This is a genomic window from Marinobacter salinexigens (genome assembly GCF_008370345.1).
Classification (GTDB): Bacteria; Pseudomonadota; Gammaproteobacteria; order Pseudomonadales; family Oleiphilaceae; genus Marinobacter; species Marinobacter salinexigens.
The window spans coordinates 19,747-34,795 of sequence record NZ_VTUU01000008.1; the positions used below are offsets into that span (position 1 = coordinate 19,747).

Here is a 15,049-nt window from a genome sequence, read left to right on the forward strand (position 1 = left end):
GCTTTCTCATTTTCTGCGCCCGGACTATTCATGACCAGCACCGCCTCCAAACGCCTCAACAAATACATCAGCGAAAGCGGACTGTGTTCTCGCCGCGAGGCTGATCGTTACATTGAGCAAGGAAAGGTGTTCATCAACGGCCAGCGTGCCCAGGTTGGGGATCAGGTCATGCCCGGCGATTCGGTGAAGGTTAACAACCAACTGGTTACTCCCCGGGCCGAGGAAGACCTGGTTTTTATTGCACTCAACAAGCCGGTAGGCATTGTCAGTACGACAGACAGCGCAGAACGACACAATATCCAGCGGTTTGTTGGCCACAATACCCGAATTTTCCCCATCGGCCGCCTGGACAAAGACTCCCAGGGGCTCATTTTCATGACCAGCAATGGCGATCTGGTGAACAAGATTCTCAGAGCTGGCAACAATCATGAAAAAGAGTACGTGGTCACGGTCAACAAACCGATCACTCGCGAGTTCGTCCAGAACATGGCGAGCGGGGTTCCAATTCTCGGTACCGTCACCAAAAAGTGTCGGGTCAGCCAGGAATCCCGCTTCGTTTTCCGGATCACTCTGGTCCAGGGGCTCAACCGCCAAATTCGCCGGATGTGTGAGCACTTCGGTTACGAAGTGACGCGGCTCGAGAGGGTCCGGATCATGAATATCGAGCTGGGCAACCTGCCCGTGGGGCAATGGCGGGACCTGAGCAAAAAGGAATTGGGGGTCCTCTTTGATGCCATCAAGGACTCCTCCTCAGAAGCGCCTCCGGGCACCCAGAAGGCGGTGAAGCCAGCGCCTGCGAAAGGCCGCTCCAGTCGCCCGGGCGGGGGCCAATCCCGCGGTCATGGAAAGCAAGCAAGGCCGGATAGAGCAAACAGGCCGGCGAAATCCGGAAAGCCCGGCTCCAGAGGCAAACCTGACAGACAGGGCAAACCCGGCAAGCCTTCAAAGAACCGACAGCGCAGCCCGAAACGGAGCTAACCCTCTTCCCCCCGAACCGGCCGGTTCAGGGGGAAACGCTCGATGACCGAGTACTCGGAACCGTCCGGCCTCAACTTACTCTGGAACAGCGAGACTGCCTCTGCCGGGAAAGCACCAAACTCGCTGCCGCGCCAGTTTCCTAGCAGCGCTTCCACGGAGCCTCTTCTCCGATGAAACCTCGCAAGGGTGATATGGGGCCGGAATCGACGGGATTCAAAAGCAAAACCGATTCCTTCGAGACGTGTTCTCAGCTCATGGTGCAACGCTGCTAACGGTTCCTCCGGCTCAATGCCCGCCCAGAGGTTGTGAGGAGCCGATGCCGAGCCGAAGCACCCGAGACTGCAGACATCCAGGTCAAACATTGGCAATGAAAGCCCTTCAAGGGACGTGACAACCTCCGGCAACCGCGCATCCGCCACCTCGCCCAGAAACACAAGCGTGAGATGCAACTGCCCGGCGCTTTGCCACCGGGCACCTTCAAGCCCGGATGTTTCACCGGCCACCCTCAGAAGCTGAGCCTTCACGCTGGCTGGAAGTTCCAGCCCCAAAAACAGCCGTGGCATGCAGCCTCCCCGCTAATCCGTAACCATATTCATCGACGACTACAGGTGAAGCAGCATAAAGATCAGAACGATAAACACCAACAGGAACCAGCGAGCGTAGGTGTCCGATTTGTCTTCCAGGGCATCGGACGTGGCTACCGAATGACTTCCCGCCTCATAATCCCGCACCAGTTCCCGTGCCCGGTAGAGATCCTCATCGGCGACGTGCACATTGGTGAATCCGGACGTTCCGATCTCGCCGAGGGCCCCCTGGAGGTAGTGGCCACCCACATAGGCTTCTATTCCGTTGGCGCCAAGCAAACCTGCCACAATGTGAGCCTCGGTAATGTCTCTTGCTCGATACGCTATCTGCATCGCCCTACTCCTTCTGTGACCTGAAAGGGCAGAACCCGTTGCGTCGAACGGGTATCATCTTCATCTTAGTTCGCTCCTCACCCGGGAGCTAATCGGAGGCGACGACCCTATGCTCTGGATACTGCTGGCGATCATTGCGCTGATCATTGCGGCAACCCTCATACTGTTCCGGCTGGAAGACCTGACTCACCTGGATAGCCACGACTACCCAGTTCGGGAGGGAACGCCCAGCGAGGCTAACCGCGAGGTACTCGGGCGCATACATGAGCTTGGCGAGAGCTCCAGAGGACTTAAGGGGAAAGCGCGTCTGATGGCTCTGCGCAAGCACATGGACGGTCTAAGCGAAGGCATCGCCTTGGAATCGGAGTTTCGATACTCACCAGAACCCCGGGGCGAGTGGGTCATTGCACCGGGAGTGAACACCCGGCGCCGGTTGCTTTACATTCACGGCGGCGCCTGGGCAGCGGGAAGCCCGAGAAGCCACCGCACAGTGACCGACCGGCTGTCGCACATCGCCAACGCCGCCGTTTTTGCCGTCGACTACAGACTGATGCCGGAACACCGCTACATGGACGGCGTCAGGGATTGTCGCAGGGCCTATAGCTGGCTGCTGGACAACGGCCCGGACGGCCCGGAAAAATCCGAATTCATGGCTATAGCCGGGGATTCCGCAGGAGGCAGTCATACACTTGGCCTGCTCGCCTGGGTTCGCGATAACGGCCTGCGCCAGGCAGACGCCGCCATCGCTCTTTCACCCTCGACCGATCTGACCATGACCGCGCCAAGCAATCGCAACAACATCGGCACCGACCCACTGCTGGGCCCGGTTTTCGGCGGTCTGGCAAAGATTCCGCTACCGGTTATCTGGTGGGCAACCTGGGCCGCCTTTCGGGTGTCTCCAACCAACCCTGTGGCGTCCCCCCTGCGCGGAGATCTGCACAACCTGCCACCAACCCTGATCCACGCCAGCGACACCGAAATGCTGCTGGACAACGCCCGCCGATACGCCGGCAAGGCTCGGGTTCAGGGTTCTCAGGTCACCCTGCACACCTGGCCCGGAATGGTTCATGTATGGCACATCTTCGGCCCGTTACTGCCCGAGGCCGAGGATGCCTTTGGAGATATCCAGAATTTTCTGCAGGATGTGGAAGCCGCCGGTTCTCGACAGACCTCAACGCCCGGGATCAGCTAAGCCCGCCGAACGCTAATTGCAGTGCAATGGCCGCCATCATCAAGCCGATCACACCATCAATCACTCTCCAGGCTGCTGGTTTGGAGAGAACAGGCGCCAAGGCTGACCCGGCCCACGCAAGTCCGCCAAACCATAGGATGGACGCACTGCTGGCACCCGCCACGAAGGTGGTGGCGTTTTCCTGCTGGGCACCAATGGCAGGGATCAGCAGCAGGGTATCAAGATAAACCTGCGGGTTGAGCAGGGTGACGGCCAGGGTTGTAAACAACACCCCCTTCAGGCTCCTCCGGGTAATTTCTCCCGCTTCAAGCGCGGCACGGCCGCGACTGGCCCTGACAATTGCCTGGATCGCCAGCCAGCCGAGGAAAGCAACGCCGAGCCAACGCAGGATTTCCAGCGCCTCCGGCATTGCCATCAGAGCCGCACTGACGCCGAACATACCCAGTGAAAACAGAAGAACATCCGACAACATACAAAAGCCCGCAGACCACCAGTGGTGCTCCCTACGGATCGCCTGGCTCAGCACATAGGCATTCTGGGCACCAATCGCCACGATGATGCCGCCACAAACCACCAACCCTGTCAGATAACTTTCCAGCACTGCGCCCCCTGAAGTCGTTGTACCCTGATGAATGAGGGCAGGATATAGAGTTTTCGATATACTGGAAATTCATAACCATAATGATGGATAAGTTTCTCTAATGCTTGATTACAAACTGCTTGAAGCTCTGGCGACCGTCATTGAATGCAGTGGCTTCGAACGCGCAGGCGCTGCTCTGGGGCTTACCCAGTCCGCCGTTTCGCAACGCATTCGTACTCTGGAAGTCCGGCTTGGCCAGCCTGTACTCACCCGAAGCCCCACCATCAAAGCGACCCCTGCGGGGCAGCGCCTGCTGAACCACGTACAACAGGTAAAACTGCTTGAACGGGATCTGAGCCAATCCATCCCGACCCTTTCGGAACCCTCCGCACGGCTGCGCATCGCTCTGAATGCCGACAGTCTTGCCACCTGGTGGACAGATGCCATCGGGAGCTTCTGCAACAGGGAGGGCCTGCTGCTGGATATGGTGGTGGAAGATCAGGATATCGGGCTCAGAAAGATGCGCGAGGGCGATGTGGCCGCCTGCCTGTGCAGCAGTTCACAACCGGTGGCCGGTGCCCGCAGCATCCGACTGGGCGAAATGAGCTATCTGGCGCTCGCCTCGCCAGACTATATCGCCCGGTATTTTCCCAACGGACTGACCGAAAACGCCCTACAATGCGCACCAGTAATTGTGTTTGGCCCAGACGATCAGCTTCAGCACCGTTTCCTGGCCCAGCGAGGCTACCATGGCAGCTTCCCGCACCACCTGTGTCCGTCGTCCGAGGGGTTTATCAAACTGGCGCTTGCCGGCATGGGGTATGGCATGATGCCGGAACTACAGGCCCGTAAAGAGATTCAGGCGGGAAAACTGGTCAACATTGCTCCGGGAAATGAACTTCGTGTCGAACTATACTGGCATTTCTGGCGCCATGGAGGCGACACGATGGATCGCCTGACCCAAGCGCTCACTGACGCTGATTCACTGGCATAAAAGGATGGCAACCAAAATGGCAATGCTCATAGCAGGACTGGTCGTATTCCTCGGCATTCATTCACTATCAATTTTCAACGAACCGCTCAGGAACAGGCTTTGCCAATCATTGGGTGAGTGGCCCTTCAAAGGCGTCTACTCCATTATCTCTTTGCTGGGGTTGGTCCTCATCGTCATCGGCTATGCCGCAGCGCGCCTCGAACCAACGGCTCTGTATACGCCACCGGGTTGGCTGAGGCACGTCGCCATGCTACTGCTGATTCCGGTATTCCCCCTGTTTTTCGCCACGTACTTTCCTGGCCGGATCAAAGCCACCCTGAAGCACCCCATGCTTGTTGCCATAAAACTCTGGGCCCTGGCCCATCTGCTGGCAAACGGTATGGTGCACGATGTTCTTCTGTTTGGAGCCTTCCTCGCCTGGGCAGTGGCAGACCGGATTTCCATGAAACGCCGCACCCAGCGATCAATCATCACGATGCCGAAAACCGGTGCAAATGATGTGATTTCGGTGATCGGTGGTTTGGCGGTGTACTTCATTACGGTATTCTGGGCCCATCAATGGCTCATCGGCGTATCCCCCGTCTAAAAGGATTTACTCTTGGACCTGACCACACCTGCCCTTCTCTTCCCCGCAATTTCACTGCTCCTGCTCGCCTACACCAATCGATTCCTGGTATTAGCCCAGCTGATCCGCCAGCTCAAGCAAATGGATACTGAGGAAGACCACGGGTTGATTGCCAGGCAGATTGGCATGCTCCGAAAACGCATTGTCCTTACCAAGCGAATGCAGTCCTTTGGTGTCCTGAGCTTCTTCCTGTGTACGGTGTCCATGTTCCTGCTATTCCTTGGCCTGGAAATGCCTGGAATCATCGCGTTCGGGATCAGCCTGGTATTACTGTCGTTTTCACTGCTCTACTCACTGTACGAAATCCAGATTTCGACCAATGCCATCAATGTGGAACTGGCCAATTTCGAGGCCAGGAAAGGCGGGGAGCAGGCCTGAGGCGTTTACCTGCTGGTTATCTGGCATCCTGGTTCTGAATGCCAAACCAGTGGGGGAATCGGATAAGAAAGAAAAGGGCCATCATGTCGTACAGCCCGTGCCAGACCATCACCAGCGCGAGGCTGTCGGAGAAATGATAGGCAGCGCCCAGAACCACACCAAGCCCGGTTGCCACAAGGAAATAGGTAAAAGATACGTAGTGGACAAGGCCAAAAAGGACGGCGGAAACAATCAACGCCATCCACGGCCCAACAGTGCCCGTCAGCCAGCCCTGCACTGCTCCGCGAAAAAGCAGTTCCTCCCCCACCCCAGCCAGAGCAGACAAGGCTGCCAGAACTGTCCATGGGAAGCTGCGTGCAAAGTGGTAAAGCCCTCGCATCTGGCGTTCCAGATCATCAGGAAACAACCCGGGAACGAGAGAGAGCAGCAACAACACCAGATAGGTGATTGCTGCCCCGAGAGCACCGAAGACAACAACCCGGATCAGACCGAGCCCATCCCACTGCACCGGAATGGCGAACAACCAGATAAGCCCCAGACCAGCCAGACCAATGCCACCCTGGAACATCAGGGCGGCCCGCGCAGATAATCCAGAGCTTCTTTGCCCTGTTGCCATTTACGCTCCGAAAATGCCCTTCACAGGGAGCAGAGGCTCATAGCTGGGCGCCTGTTTTTGCGCTTTGGCCTGGAAGGTTTTCATCATATCCCCCGGGCGGAACATCCCGGACTGCCAGGTCGCCATGTACTTCAGGCTGTCTTCCACTGAATGGTCCCGGGTGAAGTTGAGCATTTCCTTACAACCGGTTACCGCCAGAGGCGAGTTAGCTGCAATTTTTGCCGCAATACCCATCACGGCCTCCAGCATGGCATCCTGATCAGCGTATACCGCGTTTACAAAGCCGAGCGCCTGAGCTTCACTGGCAGAGAAGTTTCGACCGGTGTAAGCCAGTTCACGAACCACGCCCTCTGGCATCAGCTTGGGCAGGCGTTGCAAGGTCCCCACATCCGCTGTCATGCCCAGCTCGGTTTCCTTGATAGTGAAGTACGCATCTTGCGTGCAGTAGCGGCTGTCGGCTGCACACACCATATCCAGACCTCCACCGATACAGCCGCCGTGGATGGCTGCAAGTACCGGCAGGCGAACTTTCTCAAGAGAACTCAGCGAGTCCTGCAACTGGAGAACAAGCCGACGAAGGTTTTCAGCCATACGCCCCGGGTCGCCAGACATAGGCAGAGCCTTAGGGTCGGAAAATACAGCCAGGTCCATTCCTGCAGTGAAGTGCTTACCAGTGCTTGAAATCACAATCACACGGGCATCGGTATTGGCTTCAATATCCCGCATACACTGGGGCAGCTCCGACCAGAACGCCTTGTTCATGGAGTTCATCGCTTCCGGGCGACTCAGCTGAACATGGGCGATATAATCCTTAACGTCGATGCTGAAGCATTCGTATGAGGCAAGATCAGACAAGGGTAGTCTCCTTCAATTTGTTATGTACCCGACCCCAGGCAACAACGCCTGGACGACAAAGCACACATAATTACCCACCTAACCATCTGCAAACAACCCGAGGCATCAAAAATCTGATACGTTCAACGGAATTGCCTCTGCCTGCCAGGGCAGCCTCAGCCATCAGGACAACGAATCGGGAGCAGCTATGGAATTTACCTTTCTTGGCACCTCCGGCGGGATGCCGACCAAAGCCCGGAATGTCACAGCCCTGGCATTGCAACACGGAGCACCCAGGCACTGGTACCTGATCGATTGCGGTGAAGGTACACAGCACCAGCTGCTGAGAACACGGCTATCGGTGATGCAGTTGCAGGCCATTTTCATCACCCATGCCCACGGTGATCACACCTTCGGGCTTCCGGGGCTTCTCTGCAGCGCCTCCATGAACGGTCGCACGGAGCCGCTGTTCCTGATTGCGCCGAGGCCGGTCTGGAACTTCGTGGAGAGCGCTCTCGGCAATACTGATTCCAGTCTCAGCTACGAGCTGAAGTTCCTTGATTCCGAAGCCGAAGACTTTTACTGGGAAGACCACGCCCTGCAAGTCACCACCACCGAGCTGTCCCACCGGGTATCCTGCCGCGCATTCTCGTTTACCGAGAAGAATCTGGAACGGCAATTACTGAAGGAAAAGCTGGTGGCTGACGGCATTGGAGCCGGGCCTGCCTGGGGAGCACTTCAGAAAGGCGAGGATGTAATTCTGGACAATGGCACACTGATCCGAAGCGGGGACTACACAACAGTCAACCGCGCTCCGCGCAAGGTGGTGATTGGTGGTGATAACGACAACCCGGATTTGCTCGCTGCGGCCTGCAACAAGGCGCAGGTCCTGATTCATGAAGCCACCTACACACAGGAGGTCGCAGATCGGGTCGGCTCATGGCCACAACACAGTTCCGCGGCGCAGGTTGCCCGTTTTGCCCAGTCGGCTGGACTGCCCAACCTGATCCTGACCCACTTCAGCTCAAGGTATCAGTACAACCCCAACACCAAGCCCTACATAGGCGAAGTGGAAGCCGAGGCAGCAGGCCTGTATCGCGGAAACCTGTTTATGGCCCGGGACTTCGCCCGCTACCAACTGTCACGAAACGGTATTCTGGAAGCTACAGAACCTCAAGGGTTTCCAGCTCAACCCGGTTCCGGCCAGCGCCCTTCCCACGATAAAGCGCGTGATCAGCACGATTGATGACCGAATTCAGGTCATCACCCTCACGAAGTTCGCTGATTCCCGCACTGAGGGTAACCACCAGGTTCTGATCAGCCACCTGCTTCCAGGGAAAGGATTCCAGGCCGGCGCGGATGCGCTCGGCAATGCCCCGGGCGCTATCGGCGCGGGTATCCGGAAGCAGAACCAGGAATTCTTCCCCACCCCAACGGGCCACCAGATCCTGCGTACGTAATTCGTCGCGTATCAGGCGCGAGAGCGTAACCAACACCTGATCGCCGGTTTCGTGGCCGTACTTATCATTAATGGCCTTGAAGTAATCCGCATCCAGCAACAGGAAACTAACCGGGTGGCCGCTTCTCTCGAAACGGGCCAGTTCGCTTTCCGCCAGAAACTGCATGTGACGTCGGTTGAACAGGCCCGTCAACGGGTCTGTGGTGGCCATCTCCTTGAGCTTGCGCTGGGCCCGCACCACCATCTGCAGATAGTACGAAGCGAGATAGCTGAACATGGCGAACACCACGGTCAGGTTAAACAACTGCACCAGATGCAAGGCGGTCTCGCTGATCGGCTGGACTGGCTCGATATTCCACATCAAGACATCCAGGCCTACGTAGTAAGCCCAAAGCACAGACAGCGCGATGGCAGCCGACCGTTTGGACGCCGCAACCGATATCGCCGGAATGAACATAAGCAGGTAGTAATGAAACCCACTGTCCCAACCGATCATCGTGATTCCAAGCGCTGCATGGCCAAGCACCTCAACCCAGATCAGTGCGACGGCCAATCGGTTCCGGCGATATTTAAAGGCATAGTAAGCGCCAGCGTATAAAGCGATACTGATGATATTGATCCAGGCGAGGATGGGGGACCCCAACCACAAGAACAGAAAGAAAAAAGCAATATCAACGGTAGCGGCAATCTGGGTACAGCGCATAGCAAGTCGCCAGAACTGCGGGCGGCGATTGCGGGCAGGCTCGTAATAGGACGAGGGGTTCATACGTTCCTTTTACTGGAGTAATCCGGTTGAGTCGGTTAAAGATAACCCGTTATTGTTCAATCTGCGCGCTCAAATTGAAAATAACTGCAAATTATTCCGACATATTTTTATGCTTGAACACCATAAGATCTGAGAACACTCTGCGGACCGGATACTAAAACAGAATGTCATCACCACTGGTTTTTGCCATCTTCGCTATTGCGCTCATCAGTTTCGCCGTATTTTACCTGTTTTACTTCCGTAACTGGCGCCGACGGAAGGAACTGGAAGAGCCCTTCCCCAGTGTCTGGCGTCAGACACTGGAAAACGATGTCCCGCTTTATAGCGCACTGCCAGCAGCATTAAAGAAACAGCTCGAAAACCACGTGCAGCTTTTTCTCGCCGAGAAAGACTTTTACGGTTGTGATGGGTTTGAAATCAGCGATCGGGTCCGGGTCACCATTGCCGGCCACGCCAGCCTGTTGATTCTCGCACGCCCTTTTTCTATGTATGACGAAGTCCGGAGCATCCTGGTCTACCCGGATATTTACCGGGTTCAGGCACCGCGGCACGACGGCATGATCGTTCACATGAATGAACAGGTCCGGGCCGGCGAGGCTTCCAGCCGCGGCCAGGTGGTACTGGCCTGGTCGGAATGCGAAGAAGGCGCTCACAACCCCAACGGCCCACATAACGTGATCCTGCACGAGTTTGCTCACCAACTGGATTATCTGGACGGTACCGCCGATGGCGCACCACCCCTGAGCGGAGAGTTCGCTGCACAGTGGCAGCAAACCATGAGCCGGGCCTATGAAAGCCTGCGCAGTTCCCTCAGACACCACAGTCATAGCTGGCTGGATCCCTATGGGGCCACCCAACCCGCCGAATTTTTCGCGGTGCTGACGGAAGCGTTTTTTCAGCAGCCCGGGCACATCCACAAAGTTCAGCCAGACGTATTCGAGGCACTGAAAAACTACTACCGCCTGGACCCGCGGGATTTCAAGCACTAAGCCGGGTCAGTTCCGGCTCACACCCAGCCGGTACAGATACTCGTGTAACTCCGCCTCGGAGATATTCACGTATTCCACCACTCGCCCATAGAGCATCACCGTAGGCACGTTACGGCCGTTCAGCTCCTTCTGGGCTTCGTTGAGAACATGGAGAATGATCCGCTCCGTGCGGGTCAACCCATCCCGCACATCGGGTATGGTTTCGAGAAGCTCGTCGATACGATCCATAAGATAACTTTCTGCCACTGGATTCCGGGTATTTGCTGCGGAAGCTTGCTAGATTATCCGTTCACCCGGACACACGAGCATACGGAAGGCAGTAACACTGTGGCAGAAAAAAAGAAAAACCGGAAATCGCATCTTGGCATTATTGTCTTTGGTTTACTGTTTGCCCTTCCCGGGCTTGGCATCCTGCTAGCAGGCCCTGCCCACACCCTCTATACACATTTCTCGACCGCCAACTGGACCCGGGTAGCGGTGACCCTGGACCAGGTCAACCTCATAACCAGCACCAGTGACGACTCCGATACCTACTCCATCAAGGCCAGTTATCGTTACCAGTTCAACGGGCGTAGCTACTCGGGTTCCCGCGTCAGCTACGACTGGGGAAGCGACAACATCGGCGACTTCCACCAGAACACACTGCAAAAGCTACGCAGCGCACAGGCCCGTGGCCAGGTGACCGCCTGGATCAACCCCGACAACCCTACCGAGAGCTATCTGGTCAGGGATCTTCGCTGGAAAAAACTGCTGTTTGCCAGTGTGTTCGGGTCGGTCTTCAGTGTCGCCGGTCTGTTCGTGATTTACATGGGTACCCGCAAACGGAGTTCCGTAGAGGACTTCCGGGCGACGGACGAAATCGCGTCCTCCGAAAAACACGGTTTCTGGGCGTTCGCCTTCATGGCCTTCATGTTCCTCGGGATCAGTGCCCCTGCGGTGATCGCCATTCCCGGTGAACTGGATGACGGCAACTGGCCCATACTCGCAGTACTGTTGTTCCCGCTTGTCGGGCTCTGGCTGGCACGCATGGCCTGGGTGTCACGGAGGAACTGGCTCTACTACGGCCCCACACCACTGACGCTGGACCCGGCGCCGGGCCAGGTTGGCGGTGATATCGCCGGCCACATCCGGCTCTCCCGTGAGGTAAGCGACGCCGGCTGGAACGTCACCCTCCAATGCATCCGGGTACGGATCACCCAGGGCAAAAACAGCCGGCGAAGTGAATCCGTCATCTGGCAGATGGATCAGGTTCCGGAACTCATAACCCGGACGGGAGGTTCTGCACTGGCGTTCCGCTTTGAACCTCCCACCAACCTGCCGGCAACCGATGAGGACGGCCGTGATCAGGTAACCTGGCGACTAGTGCTGAAAGGCCCGACAAAACCTGTACCTCTGGAGCGCACGTTTGAGGTGCCTGTCGTCGAGGGGACCCAGCGTTCCAGTATCAGCCTCAGCCAGCCTCATGTTGAACACCACGAACGCATGGGCAAAATCGAGGCGCTGACCGATGCGGCGGAACAGATCGATGTGGAAATGTCAGCCCGGGGAATGGTGCTGACAAGCCGCATAGGCCGGAACATGACCATGAAAATGATGCTCTTGCTGTTTGGCCTCATTTTTGGAGGTGCCAGTGTCTTCCTCGCTTATACTGCTGCGACAGAAGGGTTCATGCTCTACATCATGGCGCTGGTCTTCGGCCTGTTCGGCTTTCCCATGTTGCTGGGAGGCCTGTTCATGCTTGGGCGCAGTCTCAAGGTCACCATTTCCTCCAGCCAGGTTGAAGCAATCCGCTACTGGTGCGGTATCGCGCTGTGGAAGCGTTCGGGCATGCTGGTCAATCCCGGTCAGATTGAGTTAGTCGGAGGCAGCTCGATGACATCCGGCAACCGTACCATTGAATACTTTTCCCTCGCGTTCCGGGACGGCAACAAGAAAATACGCCTGGCCGAGGGCATTGCCGGACGCCCGGTTGCGGAGGCGTTTCGGGACAACCTGATCAAGCTGCTTGGTCTGCACTGAGAGATGGCAAGTAGTCAATTGTCGCTGCCGCGGCAAGGAGACTTGCCACGTATCATAAGATGACATCAAGAGCACCGGAGCAGACCTTATTGTGATGGCATCTCACCCGCCCGGTGCAGGCGACAGGCTTCACATTGCGCACCAAAATAGTGCAGTTATTGTCAAGCACAGCAATATCTTAGTGTTTGCTGTACGTTAGGGAGCGCTGGCATCAGCGCTCCACTCCTCTGTTTTCGCTGGGTTATTTACAGAAACCCGGCCCCAGCCCGTGATGCCTGAATCCAGACCGGTACGAAACCTGCAGGTAACCTGTCAGGAGTCCTCTAGTTCAGCAAAGCGTTGCAGGTACGCAGAGGCTCCCTACCCACTACATGCAATGTTTTGCTGAACTCCTGGACAGACTATGAACTTGTACAGGAGTCCAACATGCTACTGGCAACCGATCTGGACGGCACATTTCTCGCCGGCCACCCGGACCATCGCCTCAAGCTCTACCAACTGATCTCTGCCCACCCTGAAATTGATCTGGTGTTCGTCACCGGACGAGGTCTCGAATCGGTTCTTCCCCTGCTTTCTGACCCCACCATCCCGGTGCCCGACTACATTATCTGCGACGTTGGCTGCACGGTGGTTCACGGCGGCACCCAACAGGCCATCCACCCCATACAAGGTGAAATCGACGAACTCTGGCCTGGCGAACAGACGGTAGAAGATGCGCTCAGCGCTTTCGATGGCCTGCAACGACAGGAAGTCCCCCAGGAGCGCCGGGTTTCCTACTTCTGCGACAGCGAACTGGTCGGAGATGAATTACGCAAACAGGCCGAAGCTCTGTCCTGCGATGTACTTTTCTCGGCAGGCAAATATCTCGATATTCTTCCCCGTGGCGTCAACAAGGGCAGTACCTTGACGCGACTGGTAGAGCATCTCGGGGTGGACCCGGAAACCGTCCTGGTCGCCGGCGACACTCTCAACGACCTGTCCATGTACCAGCATGCCTTCAAGGGCGTCTGTGTCGGAGCGTCTGAAACCGCCCTGCTGGAGGCCACAGAACATCAGGCCCGCGTCTACCATGCCGACACATCCGGTTGTGGCGGTATTCTCGAAGCCTTCGAACATTTTGGTTATCTCGGCCATGCCGGCATCGAAGCGGAAATCCCGGATGCCATGAGCTCCGGTAAATCCGACCTCGTTATCGTTTACCATCGTCTGCCCTATGAGGAAGTGGTGGAAAATGGCGAACTGATTCGCCGACGCCCCAAATCTCCCAACGGCATTATCCCCACGCTGCTGAGTTTCTTTGCCGATGGTAAAGCCGGTTCCTGGGTAGCCTGGTCCATCGACGATCCCGACCTCGGCCCTTTCCAGACCCACACTGAAGTGGACACCAGCCGCTATGAGAAGCTTGTGGCAGCCCGTGTTCCACTCACCAAAGACGACGTCGAAATCTTCTATAAACGCTTCTCCAAGGAGGCGTTCTGGCCAACCCTCCATACCTTCTGGGAACGGGCAACCTTCCGCGATGATCACTGGCAGGTATTCCTGAAGGTCAACAAGCTATTCGCCGAAAGGACCGCCGCAGAGGCAGCAGAAAATGCCGTAGTCTGGATTCACGACTATAACCTCTGGATGGTTCCCGCCTACCTCAGGGAACTGAGACCGGATGTAACCATTGCCTTCTTCCATCACACCTACTTCCCTTCTGCGGACGTGTTCAATGTATTGCCGTGGCGTCGGGAAATCATTGGCAGTCTTCTGCAATGCGACCACATCGGCTTTCATATTCCGAAGCAGGCGGAAAACTTTGTCGATGTCGCCCGCGGCGTCACCCCACTGGAAGTCACACAGAAAGCCGGCTGTGCCCCTCGTTTCCTGACGTATGGCTGTGCAGTCGGACTCGACGAAATGAGTACCGAGATCAAGGTAAATGATCGCCGGATCGGTCTCGGCGCACACCCTGTAGGACTCGACCTTAACCGGGTTCGAACGGCACTGGCAGACCAGGACGTACAGGCCCGCATGGAAACCCTGCGCAAAGAACTCGAAGACGTTCGGTTGATCCTCTCGGTGGAACGCCTGGACTTCACCAAAGGCATTCTGGAAAAGCTTCACGCCTACGAGCGAATGCTGAACGAGCATCCTGAACTGGAAACCAAAGTCACTCTGATGATGGTGTGTGTACCCGCGGCCAAAGGCATGACCATCTACGAAGAATTGCTCTCGCAGATTGAGCAGACGGTAGGCCGCATCAACGGTCAGTTCGCCCGGGTCGGCTGGACACCGGTGCAGTTCTTCTTCCGCGCCCTGCCCTTCGAAGAACTGGTGGCTTACTACACCATGGCGGATGTGATGTGGATTACCCCATTGCGGGATGGTCTGAACCTGGTGGCCAAGGAATACATTGCAACTCAGGGCCTGACTCAAGGCAGCGGCGTACTGGTGTTGTCAGAATTCGCCGGCGCCGCGGCAGAGCTTCGTGGTGCCATTCTCGCCAACCCGCATCACCCGCAGGATCTTGCAGACACCTGTTACTACGCCCTGGCCATGAGTCGGAGCGAAGCCAGGAACCGGCTGAGTGAGGCGTTCGAAGTCGTATGCCGCTACGACATCGGCTACTGGGGACAGGAGTTTATCGATTCTGTCGAAGAGCGTCGCACTACAAAGCTCAGGAAAATTATATCCATCGGCCAGAATGCCGCCTGATC

16 protein-coding genes are annotated in these 15,049 nt (G+C 56.7%); 9 read left to right on the plus strand and 7 right to left on the minus strand.

The features are described 5' to 3' along the window. The first annotated feature begins 30 nt into the window (after positions 1–30). The gene (gene rluF / locus FWJ25_RS14900) at positions 31–978 is read left to right on the plus strand and encodes a 23S rRNA pseudouridine(2604) synthase RluF (protein WP_149601060.1); all 948 of its coding nucleotides are present in this window, start codon (positions 31–33) and stop codon (positions 976–978) included. On the opposite strand, the gene thpR is transcribed toward rluF, so the two are convergent. Further along, a complete protein-coding gene (gene thpR, locus FWJ25_RS14905; RefSeq protein ID WP_149601061.1) occupies positions 975–1,541 on the minus strand; it encodes an RNA 2',3'-cyclic phosphodiesterase in 567 nt (188 codons plus the stop codon). The two genes, rluF and thpR, sit on opposite strands and share 4 nt — an antisense overlap. A 39-nt stretch (positions 1,542–1,580) precedes the next feature. Further along, positions 1,581–1,895, minus strand: a complete 315-nt coding sequence (locus FWJ25_RS14910) for a putative signal transducing protein (RefSeq protein WP_149601062.1) — start codon at positions 1,893–1,895, stop codon at positions 1,581–1,583. A 109-nt stretch (positions 1,896–2,004) separates the two neighbouring features. Here FWJ25_RS14910 and FWJ25_RS14915 point away from each other — a divergent pair, with 109 nt between their 5' ends. Beyond that, the gene (locus FWJ25_RS14915; protein ID WP_149601063.1) at positions 2,005–3,087 is read left to right on the plus strand and encodes an alpha/beta hydrolase; all 1,083 of its coding nucleotides are present in this window, start codon (positions 2,005–2,007) and stop codon (positions 3,085–3,087) included. Here the strand turns inward: FWJ25_RS14915 and FWJ25_RS14920 are convergent. Then, complete coding sequence (locus tag FWJ25_RS14920) at positions 3,080–3,688, minus strand: LysE/ArgO family amino acid transporter (protein ID WP_149601064.1); 609 nt, start codon at positions 3,686–3,688, stop codon at positions 3,080–3,082. The two genes, FWJ25_RS14915 and FWJ25_RS14920, sit on opposite strands and share 8 nt — an antisense overlap. Before the next feature lie 100 nt (positions 3,689–3,788). Between FWJ25_RS14920 and FWJ25_RS14925 the strand changes: the two genes are divergently transcribed. The 3 genes from FWJ25_RS14925 to FWJ25_RS14935 are packed head-to-tail and all read left to right on the plus strand — an operon-like array spanning position 3,789 to position 5,664. Then, positions 3,789–4,661, plus strand: a complete 873-nt coding sequence (locus FWJ25_RS14925; RefSeq protein WP_149601065.1) for a LysR family transcriptional regulator ArgP — start codon at positions 3,789–3,791, stop codon at positions 4,659–4,661. Between the two features lie 16 nt (positions 4,662–4,677). Then, on the plus strand, positions 4,678–5,247 hold the full coding sequence (locus FWJ25_RS14930) for an NnrU family protein (protein WP_149601066.1): 570 nt from the start codon (positions 4,678–4,680) through the stop codon (positions 5,245–5,247). A 12-nt stretch (positions 5,248–5,259) separates the two neighbouring features. Continuing rightward, positions 5,260–5,664 (plus strand): DUF2721 domain-containing protein, encoded by a 405-nt coding sequence (locus FWJ25_RS14935; protein WP_149601067.1) that lies wholly within the window; start codon positions 5,260–5,262, stop codon positions 5,662–5,664. A 16-nt stretch (positions 5,665–5,680) separates the two neighbouring features. Here the strand turns inward: FWJ25_RS14935 and FWJ25_RS14940 are convergent, their stop codons facing one another. Next, positions 5,681–6,280 (minus strand): CPBP family intramembrane glutamic endopeptidase, encoded by a 600-nt coding sequence (locus FWJ25_RS14940; RefSeq protein ID WP_149601068.1) that lies wholly within the window; start codon positions 6,278–6,280, stop codon positions 5,681–5,683. After that, positions 6,281–7,135: a crotonase/enoyl-CoA hydratase family protein gene (locus tag FWJ25_RS14945; RefSeq protein WP_149601069.1), complete on the minus strand. Its 855-nt coding sequence runs from the start codon at positions 7,133–7,135 to the stop codon at positions 6,281–6,283. A 187-nt stretch (positions 7,136–7,322) separates the two neighbouring features. Here FWJ25_RS14945 and FWJ25_RS14950 point away from each other — a divergent pair, with 187 nt between their 5' ends. After that, positions 7,323–8,360 (plus strand): ribonuclease Z, encoded by a 1,038-nt coding sequence (locus FWJ25_RS14950; RefSeq protein ID WP_149601070.1) that lies wholly within the window; start codon positions 7,323–7,325, stop codon positions 8,358–8,360. Here FWJ25_RS14950 and FWJ25_RS14955 read toward each other — a convergent pair. Continuing rightward, positions 8,278–9,339, minus strand: a complete 1,062-nt coding sequence (locus FWJ25_RS14955; RefSeq protein WP_149601071.1) for a GGDEF domain-containing protein — start codon at positions 9,337–9,339, stop codon at positions 8,278–8,280. The genes FWJ25_RS14950 and FWJ25_RS14955 overlap by 83 nt on opposite strands. A 164-nt stretch (positions 9,340–9,503) precedes the next feature. On the opposite strand from FWJ25_RS14955, the gene FWJ25_RS14960 reads away from it, so the two are divergent. Further along, positions 9,504–10,328: a M90 family metallopeptidase gene (locus tag FWJ25_RS14960; protein WP_149601072.1), complete on the plus strand. Its 825-nt coding sequence runs from the start codon at positions 9,504–9,506 to the stop codon at positions 10,326–10,328. Between the two features lie 6 nt (positions 10,329–10,334). Here FWJ25_RS14960 and FWJ25_RS14965 read toward each other — a convergent pair whose 3' ends face one another. Beyond that, on the minus strand, positions 10,335–10,556 hold the full coding sequence (locus FWJ25_RS14965; RefSeq protein ID WP_149601073.1) for a hypothetical protein: 222 nt from the start codon (positions 10,554–10,556) through the stop codon (positions 10,335–10,337). 99 nt (positions 10,557–10,655) lie between these two features. Here FWJ25_RS14965 and FWJ25_RS14970 point away from each other — a divergent pair, with 99 nt between their 5' ends. Both FWJ25_RS14970 and ggpS read left to right on the plus strand, forming a co-directional pair. Further along, entirely contained in the window at positions 10,656–12,347 is a 1,692-nt protein-coding gene (locus tag FWJ25_RS14970; RefSeq protein WP_188093642.1) for a DUF3592 domain-containing protein, read from the plus strand. 426 nt (positions 12,348–12,773) lie between these two features. Beyond that, a complete protein-coding gene (ggpS, locus tag FWJ25_RS14980) occupies positions 12,774–15,047 on the plus strand; it encodes a glucosylglycerol-phosphate synthase (RefSeq protein WP_149601075.1) in 2,274 nt (757 codons plus the stop codon). Positions 15,048–15,049: the final 2 nt, after the last annotated feature.